This is a genomic window from Mycobacterium sp. IDR2000157661 (assembly GCF_022317005.1).
In the GTDB taxonomy this organism is placed as follows: domain Bacteria; phylum Actinomycetota; class Actinomycetes; order Mycobacteriales; family Mycobacteriaceae; genus Mycobacterium.
The window spans coordinates 2,751,425-2,770,410 of sequence record NZ_CP081006.1; the positions used below are offsets into that span (position 1 = coordinate 2,751,425).

Genomic DNA, 18,986 nt, shown 5'->3' on the forward strand with positions numbered 1-18,986 from the left:
CGCGGTCTCGGAGACGCCGGTCAGCACGGTGCCGTCGACCTTCGGCAAGCGAGCCTTCGGGGTGCTCGGTGTGGAACTCACGTCACCGAATCTACCTAGCGCAGCACTTTGTCGAGCGTGCGCAGGTTTCGGGTGGTGGTAGACGACTTGTAGCGCTTCTTGCCCATGGTCTTGCCGATGGTGGAGTCCAGCGTGGCGGACCTGGGCACCTGCCAGTAGACGACCCCCTCGCCGCGGGCGATCTTCTCGTGGGGTTGGGCCCGGGCGGCGAGGTCGGCGAGTTCGTCGAGGACCGCCTCGTCGGCCACGAAGGTGACGTAGGAGTGGTGCCCGTCGACCTCGCGCTCGAACGGGAAGGCCGCCGAGATGGCCGCCACCGTGTCGACCGGGTACGCCAGCACCCATGCCTCGTATCCGAACGCATCGCGCAGCGCCGTCTCGGCGGTGGTGCGCACCACGTCGACGTCGTCGCGGCTCTCCAACAGGACGTTGCCGCTGGCGAGAACCGTTCGCACGGCGGTGAATCCGGCGTTCTCCAGGGCGTGGGCGACATCGGCCATCTTGAGGTTGACCCCGCCGACGTTGACGCCCCGGAGGAACACGGCGTAACGCGTCATCGGCCGAACTCCAGCAGCGTCATGCTGGGCCGGCCGCGGCGGTGGACCGCCAACCGGTCCAGCGGCGGCCAGAACAGCAGGTTGAACGGCCCCCGACCGGACGGATACGGCACATCATGGGCGGCCCGCACGCCGGGAATCCGGCCCGCCAACGCCACGGCCTCGTCCGCGCTGAGCGAGAACGGCATCGGGGGAGCGACGTAGCGGTCGGAGAGCTTGAGCTTGCCCTGGACTGTGCGTCTGCTGAGCCACTGCGGGATGTTGTCGAACATCATCTGGCCGCCGGGAAACCGCTTCGCGCAGTCGGCGATCAGGCTCAGCGCCTCGTCGGGATCGAGGTACATCAACAGGCCCTCGGCGGTGATGAACACGCCCTCCGACGCGTCGACGCGATCCATCCAGCTGCGGTCCAAGGCGGACTGCGCCAGCGCGACGATGCGGTCGTCGTGCGGCAACAGCGCGTCGCGCAGCGCCATCACCGGCGGGAGATCGACGGAATACCAGGTGACTTCGCTGCCGATGCCGCGCCGTTGCAGTCGCCAGAAACTCGTCTGCAGGCCCTCGGCCAACGCCACCACCGACGCCTTCGGGTGGGCGGACAGGTACCGGCTGCCTGCGTTGTCGAATGCCACCGCGCGCAGACCGTGCGACTGATTGGGCCTGCCGAACCTGCGGTAGTCGTAGTCGATCGCGTCGAACAGCGTGACGGCCCACGGGTCGCGGATCACCCCGTCTGATCGCTTGGCCTCACCGGCCCGGTTGTGCAGCGTCCACAGCGTCGTGGCCGAGACGCCGTCGAGCACATTGCCGTCGATTCGGAGAGCAGGACCGGTCACATCTCGATGGTAGAGACGTAGGCTCGCGGTATGGGACGTCAGGTGTTCGACGACAAGCTGCTGGCACTGATCGGCGGTAACTCGCTGGGGGTGCTGGCGACCATCAAGCGCGACGGACGGCCGCAGTTGTCGAACGTCTCATACCACTTCGATCCGCGCGCGCTGGCGATTCAGGTGTCGATCACCGAGCCGCGGGCCAAAACCCGCAATCTGCGCCGCGATCCCCGCGCATCCATTCACGTCAGCTCGGACGACGGCTGGTCCTACGCGGTGGCCGAAGGCGACGCGTTGCTCACCCCGCCGGCCGCCTCCGCTGACGACGACACCGTCGAGGCCCTGATCGCCTTGTATCGCAACATCGCCGGCGAACATCCGGACTGGGACGACTACCGGCGGTCGATGGTCGACGACCGGCGCGTGGTGATGACGCTGCCGATCTCTCACGTCTACGGAATGCCGCCCGGCAAGCGGTAAAGCAGGCGACGGTTGTAACGCAGGCGCTAGGCTGCCGGGCATGGCAGATGCACCGGAGGACGACACCAAGCGCAGATTCGCCGAAGCGCTGGCGCGCAAGAACGCCAAGTCGGCCGGCGGGTCGGGGCACAAGGACGGCGGCGCCAAGCAACCGAAGGCGCACGGCCCGGTCGAGCACCGTCGCGAGTTCCGCCGCAAGAGCGGCTAACCGGCGGGCGCGGCCCGCTTCGCGCGCGCCAGGATCGCCACCAGGCAACCGGCCGCCAGCACGGCGACGGCCACCGCGAAAGTGACGCCGGCCGTGCGCAATCCCCAGTGTTCGGCAGCAAGGCCCTCGCCGATCACGGGTAGCGAGATCGCCACATAGACGATGACGAAGTAGGTCGAGTTCACCTCGGCACGACGGTCGGCGGGGGTGCGCTCGGAGACCGCGGCCAGCCCGCGACTGAAGGTCAAGCCCTGGCCGACGCCGGCCACCACGGCGGCGGCGATGAGCCCCGCGAGCGACGAGAGTTGCAGCGCCGCAGCGAGAATCACCATGCCGACCACCAGGATCGCGCACCCGATCGCGACGGCATTCTGTGCCGCCATCCGGTTGGCGGCGACCTGTGTGACGGCCGATGCGAGGAAGATCGAACCCGCGATCGCCCCTGCGAGGGCCTGGTTGTCGATGCCCACCACGTCGACCACGAACGAGGGTGCGACCGCCGCGAACAGTCCCGTCACCGCGAAGCCGGCGAACCCGGCGAGGCTGGCCACGACGAACACCGAGCGCACCTGTGCGGGCACCGACAGCCGCTGCACGCTGATCCGGCCGGCCCGCGGCGAGGTCTCGGGCACCAGCAGCACCGCCGCCCCGGCGAATGCCGCCAGCGCGATGTGCACGATGAAGCTCAGGTGCAGCGGATGCGGTGCGTACTGCACCAGGATGCCCGCCAGCACCGGACCGGCGCCCAGGCCACCGATGTTGGCGACCGTCGCCACCGCGGCCGCGCGTCCGCGCCAGTGCTCCGGCGCGGACTCGATCACCGCGGCGGTGGCCGTCCCGGTGAACACACCCGCCGACAACCCGCTGAGCACGCGTGCGACGAGCAGCAGTGGCACCGAGTCGGCCGCAAGGAACACGCCGGCACTGACCAGCGCGGCCACCACGCCGCCCAGCAGCAACGGGCGCCTGCCGATCGCGTCCGACCACCTGCCGAACGCCAACAGCGCTACCAGCACACCGCCGGCGTAGGCCGCATAGATGACGGTGGTCGTCAGCACCGAGAAGTTCATCTGCTCGCCATAGATCGCATACATCGGCGTCGGCATCGTGGTGCCGAGCATGATGGCCGCGAAGGCGTAAGCGAGCAGTGGGAACGCGAGTCGGGCGGTCACGCGCGAACCCGCCGAGGGGACATCAAGCACGCTTGTTGATAACCACCTCGGCGGGTCCGCTAATCCCCCAGATCCCCCGACCTTCTAGTGGCCGATCGCTTTCTCGGCACCGACGCCGGTGAGCGAGCGCACCTCCATCTCGGCGTTGCGCGGGACTTCGCCGCGATCACCCGGCGAGGTCAGCGTGCCGATGATGCCCAACAGGAAGGCCAGCGGGATCGAGATGATGCCGGGATTGGCCAGCGGGAACCAGGAGAAGTCGGCGTTCTTGATCATCGCGGTCGGCGTGCCCGACACCGCGGGGGAGAAGACGATCAGCACGATCGTCGAGATCAGGCCGCCGTACATGCTCCACAGCGCGCCGCGGGTGTTGAACCGGCGCCAGTACAGCGAGTACAGGATGGTCGGCAGGTTGGCCGAGGCCGCCACCGCGAACGCCAGCGCCACCAGGAAGGCCACGTTCTGCTCGCGGGCCAGGATGCCCAACCCGATGGCCATTGTTCCCAACACCACTGCGGTGATGCGCGAGACCTTGACCTGCTCGTCCTCGGTGACGGTGTGCCGCTTGGTCACCGTGGCATAGATGTCGTGGGCGAACGACGCCGACGCGGTGATCGTCAGTCCGGCAACCACCGCGAGGATCGTCGCGAACGCCACCGCCGAGATGACACCGAGCAATATCACCCCGCCGAGTTCGAACGCCAGCAACGGCGCCGCGGAGTTCACTCCGCCTGGCGCGCCGAGGATGCGGTCGGGCCCGACCAGCGCCGCCGCTCCGTAGCCGAGCACCAGGGTGAACAGGTAGAAGGCGCCGATCAGCACGATCGCCCACACCACCGAGCGGCGCGCCTCCTTGGCGGTCGGCACGGTGTAGAACCGCATCAGCACGTGCGGCAGGCCCGCGGTGCCCAGCACCAGCGCCAGCGCCAGCGAGATGAAGTTCAGCTGGGTGGTCAGCGAGACGCCGTACTGTGCGCCCGGGGCGAGCACGTCGCGGGCGGCGACCTTGGGGTCGCTGCTGTCGCTGACCATCGACTGTGCGGCGCCGAGCATCTCGGAGAAGTTGAAGTTGAACTTGAACAGGACCAGCACGGTCATGATCGCGGCGCCGCCGATGAGCAGCACCGCCTTGATGATCTGCACCCATGTGGTGCCCTTCATGCCACCGATCAGCACGTAGACGATCATCAGCACGCCCACCACGGCGATGACGATGGACTGCCCGAGGCCACTCTCGATGTTCAGCAGCAGCGCCACCAGCACGCCGGCGCCGGCCATCTGGGCCAGCAGATAGAACAGCGACACCGCGAGGGTGTTGGTGGCCGCGGCCAACCGGACCGGTCGCTGCTTGAGCCGGAAGCTGAGCACGTCGGCCATGGTGAATTTGCCGGTGTTGCGCAGCAGTTCGGCCACCAGCAGCAGCGCGACCAGCCATGCCACCAGGAACCCGATGGAGTACAGGAAGCCGTCGTATCCGTAGACGGCCACGGCTCCCGCGATGCCCAGGAAGCTGGCGGCCGAGAGGTAGTCACCGGATATCGCGATGCCGTTCTGCGGTCCGGTGAATGCCCGCCCCGCGGTAAAGAATTCGGTGGCGGTTGCGTTCTTCTTGCTCGCTTTGATGACGACGTAGAGCGTCACCAGCACGAAGACGGCGAAGATCGCGATGTTGGCCGTGGGATTGCCGACGGCCTCGGCGGCGAGGATGGTCATGCCTTGCCCCCGACTTCGTCGCCCTCGAGCTCGGCACGGATGGCCTCGGCGCGCGGGTCGATCTCCTTGTTGGCGAACCGGACATACAGCGCGGTGATCAGGAACGTGGTGACGAACTGACCCAGGCCGATCAGCAGACCGACGTTGATGTTGCCCCACACCCGGATCGCCATGAAGTCGGTGGCAAAGGCGCCGAGCAGCACATAAGTGGCGTACCAGATGAGAAACGCCGCACTCATCGGGAACACGAAGCGGCGCAATTTGCTTCGTAGCTCCTGGAATTCAGGGGTGGCCAGCATGGCCACGTATTCGTCGCCGCTGATCTCTCGATGCGGCAGGTCCGTCTGGGCCATCGCGTGCTCCTGGAACGTCGGATGTGAATCGTCTCGTCTGCGAAGTTAGATGAGATGTGGGTCACATACCCAGTGCTTTCGCGGCCGACACGGTGAAGCCCGAAGCCTGTGCGGTGAGCGGTCGATCGCCGACGACAAGCGGTGCGGGCTCAGCGCACTGCCTGGTCTTCGCGCGGTACGCGCTCGACCCCCATGCCCAACCGCTCCGGCACATGCATACGCGCGAAGATCTGCGCGATGTCGCCGGCCGCGGACCGGTGTGTCAGCTTGCTGACCAGAATCATCGTCGCGAACGCGACCGGGACGCTGACCGCCGCGGGATAGCCGATGATCACCGCGGGCCATCCGCCGAGCGCGGCCTCGTCGACGGCGCCCGTCACCAACAGCGTCACCGCGCCGCCGGAGAGCACTCCGCCCACCACAAGACCACAACCCGCGCCGACAGCCGTCAGACCGCGCCACCAGATGCCCAGCACCAGCAGCGGGCACAACGTGGAGGCGGCGACGGCGAACGCCAGTCCGACGCTGCGCGACAACTCCAGGCCGCCGGACGTCGCCAGCGACAGCGGAATCGGGATCAACCCGCCGACGAGTGCGGCGATACGGAAGTCGCGCACCCGGCCGCGCAGCACGTCCGTCGACAAGGCACCGGCGATGCTGACCAGCAACCCCGACGACGTGGCAAGGAACGCCGCGATCGCGCCTGCGGCCACCAGCGCGCCGAGCAACTGCCCGGCAACGCCACCGATCGCCGCCCCGGGAGCCAGCAGCACCGCGGCATCGGAGTTGCCCGTGATCAACAGCCGCGGCACGTAAAGCCTCGAGAACACCCCGAGCAGCGTCGGAAACAGATAGAACAGCGACAGCAGCGCGATGACCGCAAGCGCGGTGCGGCGGGCCGCGCGACCGTCGGGATTGGTATAGAACCGCACCAGGACATGCGGCAGGCCGATGGTGCCCAGGAACGTCGCGACGATGATCGACAAGACCTGGTACATCGGATGACCGCCGCCCAGGCCACCGCCGGAGGCGATCCAGTCTGCACCCTCGCTGGGTGCGCCGGCCACCACCGGCGTGGCGGCGCCCGCTTCCAGGGACAACTCGGAGCCCGCGCCCAGCGTGTGCACCCCGGCCGACGGTATCGGCTGTGCGGCAACGGGTTGCCCGTCGAGCGTGCCGGTCACCAGGATGCCTGTGGGCCGGTCCACCTGCACGACGACGTCGGTCTCGATCGCCACGGTGGTGGGCTGGTCGACGCTGGGTGGCAGCGGCCCGCCGAGCTCGCCCCGGTCGGTCAGGAACAGCCCGAGCAGGGCCAGCGCCGGGATCGCGACGGCGGTGAGCTTGAGCCAGTATTGGAAGGCCTGCACGAAGGTGATCGAGCGCATGCCGCCCGCGACGACGTTGGTGATGACGATCCCCCCGACCACCAGCGGGCCCAGCCAGACCGGTACGCCGAGAAGGGTTTTCAACGCCAGGCCGGCACCCTGGTACTGGGGTACCAGATAGAACACACAGATGACGACGACCACGAGCATCGCGACCTTGCGCAGGCGGGCCGAGCCGAGGCGGAACTCGGCGAAGTCGGGCACGGTGTAGGCACCGGAGCGGCGCAGGGGCGCAGCTACGAACAGCAGCAGTCCGAGATAGCCCGCGGTGAAGCCGACTGGATACCACAGCGCGTCGGCACCGTACTTGGCGATCAGCCCGGCCACCCCGAGAAACGAGGCCGCCGAGAGGTATTCGCCGGAGATCGCGGCGGCATTCCACTGGGGTCCGACGCTGCGCGAGGCGACGAGGAAGTCGGAAGTGGTGCGGGAGAACCGGACCCCGTAGGCGCCGATGGCCACGGTGGCAACCGCGGCGGCGATCAGCGCGGCGGCCGTCAGCGGTGAGCCGGTCATGGCTCGCTGTCGACGACGCCGACGAAGTCGCGCTCGCCCTGTTCGGCCAGGCGGATGTACAACCGCCCCACCCCGTAGAGCAGCGGGTAGACCAGTAGGCCGAGCACCAGCCAGTTGAGCCGGATCCCGACGACCGTGACGGCCGCCAGATCCGGAAACGCCGCATTGAGCAACGGAATCGCCACGACGGCGCAGATCACCACAGCGGCCAACCGCAACGCCAGGCCGAGCTGGGCCCGGACCAGCCCGCGCACCAGCGCGTCGCCGACCTGCGTCTGCTCCTGCACCTCGACCCGGGTGCGCACCATGCGGGCCCCGCGGCGTTGGCCGAGCACGACGCGTTGGCGGTTCGGCCGTTCGCTGCTAGTCATCGGGTCTCAGTTGGCGCATCGGGTCGCGCACGACGCGGTCGCGCAGTTCACGCGCCTGACGTCGGCTCACCGGCAACTCCACGGCCGGCGAACTGCCGTTGGCGCGCAGCCGCACCAGCACCGCACCGTCGGCGCTGCGAAGTCCGATGACCATTCGCAGCGCCACCAGATAGCTGCGGTGTACTCGCTGGAAACCCTTTTCGCGCCAACGGGTTTCGAGGGTGCTCAGCGGGATGCGCACCAGGTGTGAGCCGGACGTCGAGTGCAGGCGCGCGTAGTCACCTTCGGCCTCGACCCAGCCGATGCTGTCGCGGGGCACCAGATGGGTGACGCCGCCGAGTTCGGCGGGGATGACGTCGTCACCACGGATGTCGAGAGCAGAACTGGCACCGGCTTCCTCGGGTGCGGGCTCGGCGGCGCGGCCGGCCAGCACCCGGCGCACCGCCTCGTCCAGCCGATCTTGGCGGATGGGCTTGAGCAGATAGTCGATCGCGCCGACGTCGAAGGCCGCGACGGCCTTGTCGTCGTGTGCGGTGACGAACACGACTGCGGGCCGATGCGAGAAGTTGGCGAGCACACCGGCCAGCTCGATGCCGGAGAGCCCGGGCATGTTGATGTCGAGGAAGATCGCGTCGAACGGCTTTCGCGCACGCGAGGAGCCGGAATTGCTGGAGCTCAGTTCACGCAGTGCGGAAGTGGCGTCGCCGCAGCGGTGCACCTCACCGATGTCGTCGTGGCACTGGAGGAGGTAGGCCAGCTCGTCGAGTGCGGGCGCCTCGTCGTCGACGGCCAGCACGGTCAGGCCCGTCTTCATCTGCCGTTCACATGATCGCTCACACGATCCCTCCGTCGGCCCGCACGCCCGACCGGAACTTGGGGACGCGCATCAGAACTCGCGTGCCCGCACCGATCGCGGTCTCAACGACCAGACCGTAGTCGTTGCCGAACGCCGCGCGCAGCCGATGGTCCACATTGGTCAGCCCGACGTGCGCGGAGTGGCCATTGCCTGCGCGTGAGCCTGCGGGTGAGCCGGCCGCCAGCGCGTCACCCGGTCCGGCGCGCAGCGTGTCGGGATCCATTCCGGCGCCGTCGTCCTCGACGGTGATCACACAGTCGGTGCCCTCGTCGCGGGCGATGATCTCGATCGCGCCGCCACCCTGGCCCGCGAGCCCATGCCGCACCGCGTTCTCCACCAGCGGCTGCAACGCCAGGAACGGCACGACGACATTGAGCACCTCGGGCGCCACTTGCAGCGTGACCTTCAGCGCATCGCCGAACCGGGCGCGCTCCAGGGTGAGATAGCGGTCGATGTTGCGCAGTTCGTCGGCCAGCGTCGTGTACTGGCCCGCGGCGCGGAACGAGTAGCGGGTGAAGTCGGCGAACTCCAGGATCAGCTCGCGGGCGCGGTCCGGATCGGTGCGCACGAACGAGGCGATGGTGCCCAGGGCGTTGTAGATGAAATGCGGGCTGATCTGTGCCCGCAGAGCCAGCACCTCGGCGCGGTCCAGGCGGGCGCGGGAGGCGTCGAGCTCGGCGAGTTCGATCTGGCTGGCCGCGTATCTGGCCACCTCGCCGACGGCCCCGAGCAGTCCGGGTGCGGGGGAGTGGTCCGTCACCACGACCAGCACCCCGAGCACGGCACCGTCCTCGGCCAGCAGCGGCTGCGCCACCACCGCCGAGGTGCGGGCGCGGGTGAGCACGCGTCGCTCGCCGGCGATCGACTGTTCGGCAGCACCGCCGCAGGCGTCGAGGACCTCGTCGGCCCAGCCGTCGGGCGGATCGTTGGCGAGCATGCGTCCGTCGGCGTCGAAGACCGCCACGCCCCGCGTTCCGGTCAGACCCCGCAGGAACGGCGCGGCGGTCTTGGCCGAGTCGGTGTCGAGTCCCTGCCGCAGCGCCCTGGCCGCCAGCGACGCGGTGTGCAGCGCGGCGTGCACGGCCCGTTCGGTCGGGGTGGCCACGACCCGGCGGGTGCGCACCGTGAAGACCGCGGCCGCCACCGCGGCGGCGATGAGCACCGCCGCAAGTGCTAGAGCCAGCTCGCCGGACATGGTTGACGCCAATTTAAACTGGCGCCGTGGCGAAACTGCAGCTAGTTCAGGATCCCGCGGCGGACGCGCTGTTGGAGTCGAACCCGTTCGCGTTGTTGGTCGGCATGCTGCTCGATCAGCAGTACCCGATGGAGGCGGCATTCGCCGGGCCGAAGAAGATCGCCGACCGCATCGGCGGGGTGGATGCGCGCGAGATCGCCGACTACGACCCCGAGCGGTTCGCCCAGCTCTGTTCGCAAACGCCTGCCGTGCACCGGTATCCGGGCTCCATGGCCAAGCGCATCCAGGCGCTCGCGCAGTTGATCGTCGATCGCTACGACGGGGACGCGACCGCGCTGTGGACACACGGCGACCCGGACGGCGCCGAAGTGCTGCGCCGGCTCAAGGCGCTGCCCGGGTTCGGTGAGCAGAAGGCCAAGATCTTCCTGGCACTGCTGGGCAAACAGTACGGGGTCACGCCGCCGGGATGGCGCAAGGCCGCCGGCGACTACGGCAAGGCCGGGTCGTTCCTGTCGGTGGCCGACGTCGTCGATTCCGGCTCGCTGGAGAAGGTGCGGTCATACAAGAAGCAGGCCAAGGCGGCCGCGAAGGCAGCCAAGGCCTGACGTCATTGCGCCGCGGTCTCGGCGTCCAAGTGGGCGAGCGTCGTGATGATGCCGGCGACCACGCGCCCGGTCGACGTGCCGGTGTCGAGGCCCTCGCGCAGGGTGCGTAACCGCAGGCCCCGGTCGGAGAGTTCGGCGATCGTCCTGGTCACTTCGGCGCCGGTGCGGCCCAACCGGTCCAGTGCCACGACCACGACTGTGTCGCCGGAGCGGGCGTAGCTCAGCATGGCGTGCAGTCCCGCGCGCACGCGGTCGGCCGAGACGAGGCGGTCGGTGAAGACCCGCCTCGAGTCGACGCCCGCCTCTGCGAGCGCCGCAAGCTGACCGTCGAGGGTGTGCTCGACGGCGCGTGCTGTGGCGTAGCCCAGCGTGCAGCTCACTCTGTCAAGGTCTCATGGGTCCGGCTGCCATGGGAGCGATGGCGTCCGGTCAAGGCCGAACCGTTATCGGACTTCTACCTGGTCGACTCGTCAGGCACCCAGGGGGTAACCGTCGAAGCGCTCCCTTGTGGCGATGTCGCGCACCGGTCGGCGGGTGAGCCTCAAGAGTTGGCGCTTCGGCCTGCCGAGCGGCAGCAGCGCGGCGACGGCGTAGTCGGCCGGTATACCGAGCAGGTCCCGCACGCGCGGTTCCTCGGCGATCGCCGCGGTCGTCAGTACGCCGCCATAGCCCTCGTTGCGGGCGGCCAGCAGGATGTTCCAGACGAAGGGATACACCGAGGCGCCCGCGATCAGGCCGACCCGCTCGAGGTGTTGGTCGAACGCCGCCACCACTCCCAGATCCACGCAGACCACCAGCACCACGGACGCAGTGCGCAGCGGCGACTGCGGCGGGACCTCGACGGAGTCGATGCTCTGCGCATCAACGCCACACGGGTGCAACGGGTTCCACGGGCTCTCGCCGTTGCGCAGCTGAGCGATGTAGCGCTTGGTGCCCGGGATGGCGCATTCGATGAGTGCCTCGCGGGTGCCCGCATCGCGGACGGCGATGACGCGGTTGCCCTGGCGGTTGCCGCCGCTGGGCGCGAAGCGCGCGTTGTCGAGGATGCGCTCGAGGACGTCGTCGGGTAACTCCTCGTCGGTGTATTCGCGGACAGCGGCCGTCGTGCGCATGACGTCGTAAAGATCCATGACCACATCTTTGCGACGATCGCTGCGACCTATGCAAAGGTTGTCATATGAAGACGCACCTGAACTGCCCCTGCGGCGAAGCCATCGTCGGCAAGGACGAGGACGACCTGGTCGAGAAGGCGCAAGAGCACCTGTCCGAGTCGCATCCCGGCCGCGACTACGACCGGGACGCCATCCTCTTCATGGCCTACTGACCTTCCTCGCGACGACTCACGGCACCACCGTCGAGCCGATCGTCGGCATGAACTGGCACTGCTTCTCGGTGGTGGTGACCTGTCCGAAGATCGTCGAGATGATGCTGCCCGAGCCGGTGTCGGCGATCGCGGTCAACGTCGTCGGGCCCTCGGGGTTGATGTCGGAGCGCGGCTTGAGCGTGGCGCTGCCCGACTTGCCCGTCGTCAGGTTGACCCAGGTGACGTTGAGCGGCAGCTGCTGCTCGGCGGCCGGTCCGGGCGTACCGATCGCGGTGAACACGTAGGCGGTCTGACCGGGACGGGGTCCCGGCGTCGGGATGCTCGCCGGGCCGGCCACCGAGATCGCCGTGGCCAGCACGTTGCCGCCATCCTTCAGGCAGCCGTTGCTGATCGACGGGTACATGAAGTCCTGCGTCGGCGGGGTGTCCGGGCCGAACGCCGGGCCGGGTGCGGCCGCGGGCGCCGGGGCTGCCGCGGGTGCCGGGGCCGGTGCGACGGCCGCTGCCGGCGCGGCCTCGGGCGCTGGAGCCGGTGCTGGGGCAGGCGGCGGTACCGGCGCGACGGCCGCCTCTGGCGCCGGACCCGGCAGCGTTTCGGGAACGGGGCCGACGGCGTGCGCCGGGTTGACGCCCGCGGGCAGGTGGGCCTGCGCCCCGGGTACCGCGCCCGGTGCGGGCACATGCGCGGCGGGATGGGCGACGAACTGGTTGACCGCCGACGCGACATTGCGCGAATCGGGGGGTGCCACCGCGTCCCCGGCGAACACCGCGGCGGCGGCCATCAATGTCGATGCCGCGTTCGTCGGATCGGCCGCGGCCTGCTGAATCGCGGGGCTGATTCCTTGCACCGCTTCGAGCCCCGGCGCCTGCAGGCCGTTGATGGGTAGCGGCGGAGCGGGTGGAACAGCGGGTTCGGCGGTGGCCACACCGGCCACGCCGAACAGCAGCGTGACCGATGTGCCGACCGCAGTGGCGACGGTGGTGAACATTCTTCGAGCTGACATGGCTCCCCCTAGGTGGTCGTCGTGGGTGGTTTGTTCGGCCGTCGCCTTGCCGGTCAGGGCAGCGCCGACAGCGGCATCATCAGCGGCGCCACACTCGCGCTCGGCAGAGCCGGAGCGGCTGCCGCCGGCGCGACCGGTGCCACGGGTGCAGTGGGCAGGGCGGCATTCGCCGCGACCGGGAGCAGGCCCGTCAACGGGTTGCCCTCAGGCATCAGCGACGCCAGGCCCGTCGGCAGACCCGAAAGGAGGTCCTGCGGCTGAGCCGCTGCGGGTGCGGCGGCGGTGGCCGGGGCGGTGGCGCCCGGCATACCCGGCAGCGTCGACGGCGTCTGGGGGAGGGTGATCGAAGCCGTTGCCCCCGGCGGGGTGGCCGCCGGTGCGGCCGGGGCCTGGGTGCCGCTCAGCAGCGACGTGAAGCCCTGCATCAACTGCGATGCGGCCGCGGGATTGGACGCGAGCTGCTGGATGAACGGCAGTCCGGGCACACCGGGCGCGGGCGCCGGTGCGGCGGGCTGGGCTGCGGCGGTGGCGCTGAGAGCCAGCGCGGCCGAAGCCGCTCCGGCGGCGGCGAAGATGGTGGTTGCGAGCAGTTTTCTGGTGCGGGGCATGATTCTCCGATCGATTGTTTAGGCACGCCTGAGCCCGAAGCTACGGAGTTACTGGTGTTACTCAAGTGACACGTGTGGCGGTTATTCAACCGTTACGGGAGCGAAGGGTTTCGGTTACCGGTCGATAGAGTCGGTCGGATAGAGACCTCGACCGCCGCCGACTCGACCGCCCCGCGAACGCCCACCCGATTGGCCGCCGCGGCGCCGGTGCTTCTTGTGCTGAGCGTCGTTGCGCGCCTGGCGTGGACATACCTGCTGCCCACCGGCGCAAACTTCGTCGACCTGCACGTCTATGTCGGCGGAGCGGACACGCTGGGGCAGCCGGGCGAACTGTATGACTACGTCTACGCCGAGCAGACGCCGGACTTCCCGCTGCCCTTCACCTATCCACCGTTCGCCGCCGTCGCGTTCTATCCGCTGACCCTGCTGCCGTTCTGGCTGGTCGCGCTGCTGTGGCAGGTCGGGATCATCGCAGCGCTGTACGGCGTTGTGCGGGTCAGTCAGCGGCTGCTGGGCGGCGGTGATCGCCGCCTCGCCATGCTGTGGACCGCGGTGGGCATCTGGCTGGAGCCGTTGCGCAGCACGTTCGACTACGGGCAGATCAACGTGCTGTTGGTGTTCGCGGTGCTGTGCGCGGTGGCCAGCACACGTTGGTGGCTATCGGGTCTGCTGGTCGGGTTGGCGGCAGGAGTCAAGCTGACGCCCGCGGTGTCGGGGCTCTACTTCGCCGGCGCGCGGCGCTGGGCGACGGTGGTGTTCTCGGCCATCGTTTTCTCCGCCACCGTTGGCTTTTCGGCTCTGGTGATCGGTGACCAGGCGCGGCGCTACTTCTTCGAGCTGTTCGGCGACGCGTCCCGCGTGGGACCGATCGGCACCTCGTTCAACCAGTCGTGGCGCGGCGGGATCTCCCGCATCCTGGGCCACGACGCCGGTTACGGACCCGCGGTGGTGGGCGGCATTGTGCTGACCGCCGTGCTGGCGGTGCTGGCGTGGCACGCGATCGGTGGCGCGTCCGACCGGCTCGGCGCGATCGTCGTGGTGCAGTTGTTCGGGCTGCTGCTGTCACCGATCTCGTGGACGCACCACTGGGTGTGGCTGATCCCGCTGATGATGTGGCTGCTGCACGGGCCGCTGCGCGATCGGCTGGGCGCGCGTGTGCTGGGCTGGGGCTGGTTGGCACTCACCGCCGTCGGGGTGCCGTGGTTGCTCAGCTTCGCCCAGCCGACCATCTGGACGATTCCGCGCCCCTGGTACCTGGCGTGGGCGGGACTGGTCTACGTCGTTGCGGCGCTGGCGACGCTGGCGTGGGTGGCAGTGTCAGGATTCACTGCCCGACGATCCCGTTGATGTCGCGGGCCATCTCGACGTCCTTGTCGGTGATACTGCCCTCGGAGTGGGTTACCAGCGCGAATGTCACGGTGCGCCAACGAATGTCGATGTCGGGATGGTGGTCCTTCGCCTCGGCGTGTTCGCCGACGCGACGTACCGCTTCGATGCCGTCGAGAAACGCCGGGAATTTGATCGAGCGGCGTAGGGCGCCGTCGGCGCGCTCCCAGCCGGGAAGGTCGGGCAGTGCGGCGTCTACTTGGTCGTCCGTTAACACAGCCATGGGATCGACGGTATACCGTCAGCCACAGTGCTGAACCAGAAGCCGAACCAGAAGCCGAACCAGAAGCCCAACCAGATCGTCGTGGCCGGAGCGCTGATCTCGGGCGCCGCGCTGCTGGTGGCTCAACGCGACCGCCCCGCCGAGTTGGCCGGCCTGTGGGAACTGCCCGGCGGCAAGGTCGCGGCGGGTGAGAGCGACGCGGCGGCCCTGGCGCGGGAACTGCACGAGGAGTTGGGCGTCGAGGTGAATGTCGGAGAGCGCCTTGGCGCCGACGTCGCCCTGAACGCGACCACGGCGCTGCGCGCCTATCTGGTCACCCAGACCGGCGGCACGCTTCACCCCAACGACCATCGCGCGCTGCGCTGGGTCACCGTCGGCGAACTCGACGCGCTGGCCTGGGTGCCTGCCGACCGCGCGTGGCTCGCGGAACTCCGACACGCGCTCAGCGAGGTTCCATGAGCGCCGCTCCCGCGGTCGCCGTCGCAGCCACGTTCGTGTGGCTCGGCATGGTGCTGGCGATCTCCTTCCTCGAAGCGCCGCTGAAATTCCGGGCGCCCGGGGTGACGCTGCCGATCGGGCTCGGCATCGGCCGGTTGGTGTTTCGCGCGTTGAACGGCGCTGAAATCGCACTCGCGGCAACCATTCTGGTGGCGATGGTGCTCAGCGCACCCCCGGCCGGTGCGGTTGTCGCGTTCGGCAGCGCCGGTCTCGCGCTGGTCGCCCAGCTGGCCGGTGTGCGCCCGCGGCTGACGCGCCGCTCCGATGCGGTGCTGGCGGGTCACCACGGTCCGCGCTCACGGGCGCACTACGTGTACGTCGCGCTGGAAGTCGTCAAGGTGGTCGCGCTGGCGGCGCTGGGAATCGTTCTGCTGAGTTCCTGAGGCCCTCAGGACAGGCCCAACGATTCGGCCACCGCGCGCAACGCCGTGGCCGATTCCCGCAGTCCGTCGAGTTCGGCGGTGGACAACGGTACTTCGAGCACCTGGCCCGCGCCGCCGGCGGACACCACCGTGGGCAGCGAAAGAGCTACGCCACTGATGCCGTAGGCGCCCCGCTGAACCGTCGACACCGGCATGATCCGGTGCTGATCGCCGAGGACCGCTTCGACGATGCGGGCCGCGGACAGCCCGATCGCCAGGTTGGTGGCGCCCTTTCCGGCGATGATCTGGTAGGCGGCGTTGACCACGTCGGCCGAGATCTCTTGGCGGGTCGCGGGGTCGAAGACGGCTGTGCCGTCAGCCGTGCGGAACCGGTCGGCCGGTAGCCCCCCGATCGACACGCTGGACCACAGCGGAATCTCCGAGTCGCCGTGTTCGCCGACGATCACCGCGTGCACGTTGCCCACGTTCACGTTCGCCCGTTCGGCGATGAGGAACCGGAAGCGGCCCGAGTCGAGAACGGTTCCCGAACCGAACACCCGCGCCGGGGCGCCGTCGGCGGTTCGCGCGACCGCGTAGGTGACGACGTCGACCGGGTTGGTCACCACCACGATGACCGCGTCAGGGGCGTGCTCGAGGACCTGCGGCGTCAAATCGCGCGCCATCGCGACGTTGTTGCCCGCCAGATCCAGCCGGCTCTGACCGGGATGCTGCTTGGCCCCGGCGGTGACCACCACGACCGCCGAACCTGCGATCACGGCGATGTCGTCGGAGCCCTCGACGGTGCAGTGCGGAACGAACTGCCTGCCGTGGTTCAGGTCGAGCACCTCGGAGCGCACTTTGTCGGCGTTGACGTCGTAAAGCGCCAGCGCACCGGCGGACCCGCGGATCAGGCACGCGTAGGCGACCGCGGTTCCGACACTGCCCGCTCCGATGACCGCGACCCTCCTGCGCTCTGTGGCGGTCGCGGAAAACCGTTGCGGCGCAGTTGACATGGCCCCAGACTACCGCCGCCCCCGGGCGGCGGGACTGCGCCGTGTCCGGCTATGTGCGCCGCGCCCGCTTGAACACCTTGGTCAGCTCTTTGCCGCGCTTGCCGTTGAGCTCCGCCTTGCGGACCTGATGGAGGACCACCGGGCATCGCTTGCAGCGTGGCTTGCTGCGACAACACTTCTTCTTCGCCTTGAGCTCGGCAAGCTTGCTGGGCTTCAAGTGACGGGCGTCTCTCGTTTTCGTGTTCAGCCGACTGCACTGGGATGATTCGGGCGTGGAATTCGCGCCCGATTTTAGAAACGTCGCCATCGTGGCACACGTCGACCATGGGAAGACGACCCTGGTCGACGCGATGCTGCGCCAATCAGGCGCCCTCACGCACCGTGGTGACGACACCACCGAGCGCATCATGGACTCCGGTGATCTCGAGCGCGAGAAGGGCATCACCATTCTCGCCAAGAACACCGCGGTGCACCGCCACCACGCCGATGGCCGCGTGACGGTCATCAATGTCATCGACACCCCCGGCCACGCCGACTTCGGCGGCGAGGTCGAGCGCGGGCTGTCCATGGTCGACGGCGTGCTGCTGCTGGTGGACGCATCCGAAGGGCCGCTGCCGCAGACCCGCTTCGTGTTGCGCAAGGCGCTCGCGGCGCATCTGCCCGTCATCCTGGTGGTCAACAAGACCGACCGGCCCGACGCCCGGATCGGCGAGGTGGTCTCCGACAGCCATGACCTGCTGCTGGACGTCGCCTCCGACCTCGACCCGGAGGCACAGCAGGCCGCCGAGCATGCGCTGGGGTTGCCGACGCTGTTCGCCTCGGGACGCGCCGGTGTCGCCACCACCACTGCGCCCGGCGACGGCGAGGTCCCCGAGGGCGACAACCTCGACCCGCTGTTCGACGTGCTGCTCGACCACATCCCACCACCGAGCGGCGACCCGGAAGCGCCCCTGCAGGCGCTGGTCACCAACCTCGATGCATCCGCGTTCCTGGGCCGTCTGGCGCTGATCCGCATCTACAACGGGAGGCTGCGCAAGGGTCAGCAGGTGGCATGGATGCGGGAGGTCGACGGGCTTCCCGTCGTCACCAGCGCCAAGATCACCGAACTGCTGGCCACCGAGGGCGTCGACCGTAAGCCCACGCAGGAGGCGATCGCCGGCGACATCGTCGCCGTTGCCGGCATGCCCGACATCATGATCGGTGACACGCTCGCCGACCCGGATCATGCGCACGCGCTGCCTCGCATCACCGTCGACGAGCCGGCGATCTCGGTGACGATCGGCACCAACACCTCGCCGCTTGCCGGCAAGGTCTCCGGCCACAAACTGACCGCGCGAATGGTGAAGTCCCGGCTGGAGCAGGAGTTGGTCGGCAATGTCTCCATCCGCGTCATCGACATCGGCAGGCCCGACGCCTGGGAGGTGCAGGGCCGTGGTGAGCTGGCGCTGGCCGTGCTCGTCGAGCAGATGCGCCGCGAGGGGTTCGAGCTGACCGTCGGCAAGCCACAAGTGGTCACGCGCACCATCGACGGCAAGTTGCACGAGCCGTTCGAGGCGATGACCATCGACTGCCCCGAGGAGTACGTCGGCGCCATCACCCAGCTGATGGCCGCGCGCAAGGGGCGGATGGAGGAGATGGCCAACCACGCCGCCGGCTGGGTGCGGATGGACTTCATCGTGCCCAGCCGCGGGCTCATCGGCTTCCGCACGGATTTTCTGACGTTGACCCGCGGCACCGGCATCGCCAACGCGGTGTTCGACGGTTACCGGCCGTGGGCGGGTGAGATCCGCGCCCGGCACACCGGCTCGCTGGTCTCCGACCGCTCGGGTTCGATCACCCCGTTCGCGATGATCCAACTCGCCGACCGCGGCCAGTTCTTCGTCGAACCGGGCCAGGACACCTACGAGGGGCAGGTCGTCGGCATCAACCCGCGCGCCGAGGACCTCGACGTCAACGTCACTCGGGAGAAGAAGCTCACGAACATGCGGTCGTCGACCGCCGATGTGATCGAGACGTTGGCTCGGCCGCTCCAGCTCGACCTCGAGCAGGCGATGGAGTTCTGCGCGGTCGACGAATGTGTCGAGGTCACGCCGGAAGTTGTGCGGGTCCGCAAGGTGGAGTTGACGGCCAGTCTGCGGGCCCGGGCCAAGGCTCGCGCCAAGGCGCAGAGCTCATAGGGCCAACTGTTGCCGCCGGGGCGGGTCCGGCGGCCGATACCCTGAATGGCGTGTCCGGGCCCCTTCGCATCGTCGCTGCGCTGTTTGC

At 68.9% G+C, this 18,986-nt stretch carries 24 protein-coding genes; 8 read left to right on the forward strand and 16 right to left on the reverse strand.

Translation table 11 applies throughout. The features are described from left to right. Positions 1-95: 95 nt before the first annotated feature. Both K3G64_RS14600 and K3G64_RS14605 read right to left on the reverse strand, forming a co-directional pair. A complete protein-coding gene (locus tag K3G64_RS14600) occupies positions 96-617 on the reverse strand; it encodes a DUF1697 domain-containing protein (RefSeq protein WP_238885274.1) in 522 nt (173 codons plus the stop codon). Continuing rightward, positions 614-1,453 (reverse strand): class I SAM-dependent methyltransferase, encoded by an 840-nt coding sequence (locus K3G64_RS14605; protein ID WP_238885276.1) that lies wholly within the window; start codon positions 1,451-1,453, stop codon positions 614-616. The genes K3G64_RS14600 and K3G64_RS14605 overlap by 4 nt, the downstream gene beginning before the upstream one ends. Positions 1,454-1,483: 30 nt before the next feature. Here K3G64_RS14605 and K3G64_RS14610 point away from each other — a divergent pair, with 30 nt between their 5' ends. Together K3G64_RS14610 and K3G64_RS14615 are read left to right on the forward strand one after the other, a co-directional pair. Beyond that, positions 1,484-1,927, forward strand: a complete 444-nt coding sequence (locus K3G64_RS14610) for a PPOX class F420-dependent oxidoreductase (protein ID WP_238885278.1) — start codon at positions 1,484-1,486, stop codon at positions 1,925-1,927. Positions 1,928-1,967: 40 nt separating this feature from the next. Continuing rightward, positions 1,968-2,135 (forward strand): DUF5302 domain-containing protein, encoded by a 168-nt coding sequence (locus tag K3G64_RS14615; RefSeq protein ID WP_238885280.1) that lies wholly within the window; start codon positions 1,968-1,970, stop codon positions 2,133-2,135. Here K3G64_RS14615 and K3G64_RS14620 read toward each other — a convergent pair. The 7 genes from K3G64_RS14620 to K3G64_RS14650 all read right to left on the reverse strand — a co-directional run bounded on the left by K3G64_RS14620 (position 2,132) and on the right by K3G64_RS14650 (position 9,699). Then, entirely contained in the window at positions 2,132-3,256 is a 1,125-nt protein-coding gene (locus tag K3G64_RS14620; protein ID WP_238950665.1) for an MFS transporter, read from the reverse strand. The two genes, K3G64_RS14615 and K3G64_RS14620, sit on opposite strands and share 4 nt — an antisense overlap. Before the next feature lie 135 nt (positions 3,257-3,391). Continuing rightward, entirely contained in the window at positions 3,392-5,020 is a 1,629-nt protein-coding gene (locus K3G64_RS14625) for a solute symporter family protein (RefSeq protein WP_238885282.1), read from the reverse strand. Next, positions 5,017-5,373, reverse strand: coding sequence for a DUF485 domain-containing protein (locus K3G64_RS14630; RefSeq protein ID WP_238885284.1), 357 nt, complete (start codon positions 5,371-5,373; stop codon positions 5,017-5,019). Before K3G64_RS14630 ends, K3G64_RS14625 begins: the two co-directional genes overlap by 4 nt. A gap of 149 nt (positions 5,374-5,522) precedes the next feature. After that, positions 5,523-7,277 carry a sodium/solute symporter gene (locus tag K3G64_RS14635; protein ID WP_238885285.1) on the reverse strand — a complete coding sequence of 585 codons (1,755 nt, stop codon included), beginning with the start codon at positions 7,275-7,277 and terminating at the stop codon, positions 5,523-5,525. Continuing rightward, positions 7,274-7,648, reverse strand: a complete 375-nt coding sequence (locus K3G64_RS14640; protein ID WP_238885287.1) for a hypothetical protein — start codon at positions 7,646-7,648, stop codon at positions 7,274-7,276. The genes K3G64_RS14635 and K3G64_RS14640 overlap by 4 nt, the downstream gene beginning before the upstream one ends. Next, positions 7,641-8,462 carry a LytR/AlgR family response regulator transcription factor gene (locus K3G64_RS14645; protein WP_238885288.1) on the reverse strand — a complete coding sequence of 274 codons (822 nt, stop codon included), beginning with the start codon at positions 8,460-8,462 and terminating at the stop codon, positions 7,641-7,643. The genes K3G64_RS14640 and K3G64_RS14645 overlap by 8 nt, the downstream gene beginning before the upstream one ends. A 19-nt stretch (positions 8,463-8,481) precedes the next feature. Beyond that, a complete protein-coding gene (locus K3G64_RS14650) occupies positions 8,482-9,699 on the reverse strand; it encodes a sensor histidine kinase (RefSeq protein ID WP_238885290.1) in 1,218 nt (405 codons plus the stop codon). 26 nt (positions 9,700-9,725) lie between these two features. Here K3G64_RS14650 and K3G64_RS14655 point away from each other — a divergent pair, with 26 nt between their 5' ends. Beyond that, a complete protein-coding gene (locus K3G64_RS14655; protein WP_238885292.1) occupies positions 9,726-10,304 on the forward strand; it encodes an HhH-GPD-type base excision DNA repair protein in 579 nt (192 codons plus the stop codon). Positions 10,305-10,306: 2 nt separating this feature from the next. On the opposite strand, the gene K3G64_RS14660 is transcribed toward K3G64_RS14655, so the two are convergent. Both K3G64_RS14660 and K3G64_RS14665 read right to left on the reverse strand, forming a co-directional pair. Beyond that, positions 10,307-10,684, reverse strand: a complete 378-nt coding sequence (locus tag K3G64_RS14660) for a recombinase family protein (RefSeq protein ID WP_238885294.1) — start codon at positions 10,682-10,684, stop codon at positions 10,307-10,309. A gap of 90 nt (positions 10,685-10,774) precedes the next feature. Beyond that, on the reverse strand, positions 10,775-11,434 hold the full coding sequence (locus tag K3G64_RS14665) for a nitroreductase family protein (RefSeq protein ID WP_238885296.1): 660 nt from the start codon (positions 11,432-11,434) through the stop codon (positions 10,775-10,777). 47 nt (positions 11,435-11,481) lie between these two features. On the opposite strand from K3G64_RS14665, the gene K3G64_RS14670 reads away from it, so the two are divergent. Further along, a complete protein-coding gene (locus K3G64_RS14670) occupies positions 11,482-11,628 on the forward strand; it encodes a DUF1059 domain-containing protein (protein WP_238885298.1) in 147 nt (48 codons plus the stop codon). A 16-nt stretch (positions 11,629-11,644) separates the two neighbouring features. Here K3G64_RS14670 and K3G64_RS14675 read toward each other — a convergent pair whose 3' ends face one another. Together K3G64_RS14675 and K3G64_RS14680 are read right to left on the reverse strand one after the other, a co-directional pair. Next, positions 11,645-12,631 (reverse strand): Rv1157c family protein, encoded by a 987-nt coding sequence (locus tag K3G64_RS14675; protein ID WP_238885300.1) that lies wholly within the window; start codon positions 12,629-12,631, stop codon positions 11,645-11,647. A 53-nt stretch (positions 12,632-12,684) separates the two neighbouring features. Next, positions 12,685-13,239 carry a hypothetical protein gene (locus K3G64_RS14680; protein WP_238885301.1) on the reverse strand — a complete coding sequence of 185 codons (555 nt, stop codon included), beginning with the start codon at positions 13,237-13,239 and terminating at the stop codon, positions 12,685-12,687. A 138-nt stretch (positions 13,240-13,377) separates the two neighbouring features. Between K3G64_RS14680 and K3G64_RS14685 the strand changes: the two genes are divergently transcribed. Beyond that, positions 13,378-14,586 (forward strand): mannosyltransferase, encoded by a 1,209-nt coding sequence (locus K3G64_RS14685; RefSeq protein WP_238950667.1) that lies wholly within the window; start codon positions 13,378-13,380, stop codon positions 14,584-14,586. Here K3G64_RS14685 and K3G64_RS14690 read toward each other — a convergent pair. Beyond that, entirely contained in the window at positions 14,564-14,848 is a 285-nt protein-coding gene (locus K3G64_RS14690; protein WP_238885302.1) for a 4a-hydroxytetrahydrobiopterin dehydratase, read from the reverse strand. The genes K3G64_RS14685 and K3G64_RS14690 overlap by 23 nt on opposite strands. A 27-nt stretch (positions 14,849-14,875) precedes the next feature. Between K3G64_RS14690 and K3G64_RS14695 the strand changes: the two genes are divergently transcribed. Beyond that, positions 14,876-15,307: a (deoxy)nucleoside triphosphate pyrophosphohydrolase gene (locus K3G64_RS14695; protein WP_305071258.1), complete on the forward strand. Its 432-nt coding sequence runs from the start codon at positions 14,876-14,878 to the stop codon at positions 15,305-15,307. Next, positions 15,304-15,729: a hypothetical protein gene (locus K3G64_RS14700; RefSeq protein WP_238885303.1), complete on the forward strand. Its 426-nt coding sequence runs from the start codon at positions 15,304-15,306 to the stop codon at positions 15,727-15,729. The genes K3G64_RS14695 and K3G64_RS14700 overlap by 4 nt, the downstream gene beginning before the upstream one ends. Positions 15,730-15,734: 5 nt before the next feature. Here the strand turns inward: K3G64_RS14700 and K3G64_RS14705 are convergent, their stop codons facing one another. Further along, positions 15,735-16,721, reverse strand: a complete 987-nt coding sequence (locus K3G64_RS14705) for an L-lactate dehydrogenase (RefSeq protein WP_238885304.1) — start codon at positions 16,719-16,721, stop codon at positions 15,735-15,737. 49 nt (positions 16,722-16,770) lie between these two features. Further along, a complete protein-coding gene (locus K3G64_RS14710; RefSeq protein WP_238885306.1) occupies positions 16,771-16,938 on the reverse strand; it encodes a hypothetical protein in 168 nt (55 codons plus the stop codon). A 55-nt stretch (positions 16,939-16,993) separates the two neighbouring features. On the opposite strand from K3G64_RS14710, the gene typA reads away from it, so the two are divergent. Beyond that, entirely contained in the window at positions 16,994-18,898 is a 1,905-nt protein-coding gene (gene typA / locus K3G64_RS14715; RefSeq protein WP_238885308.1) for a translational GTPase TypA, read from the forward strand. Positions 18,899-18,986 lie beyond the last annotated feature (88 nt).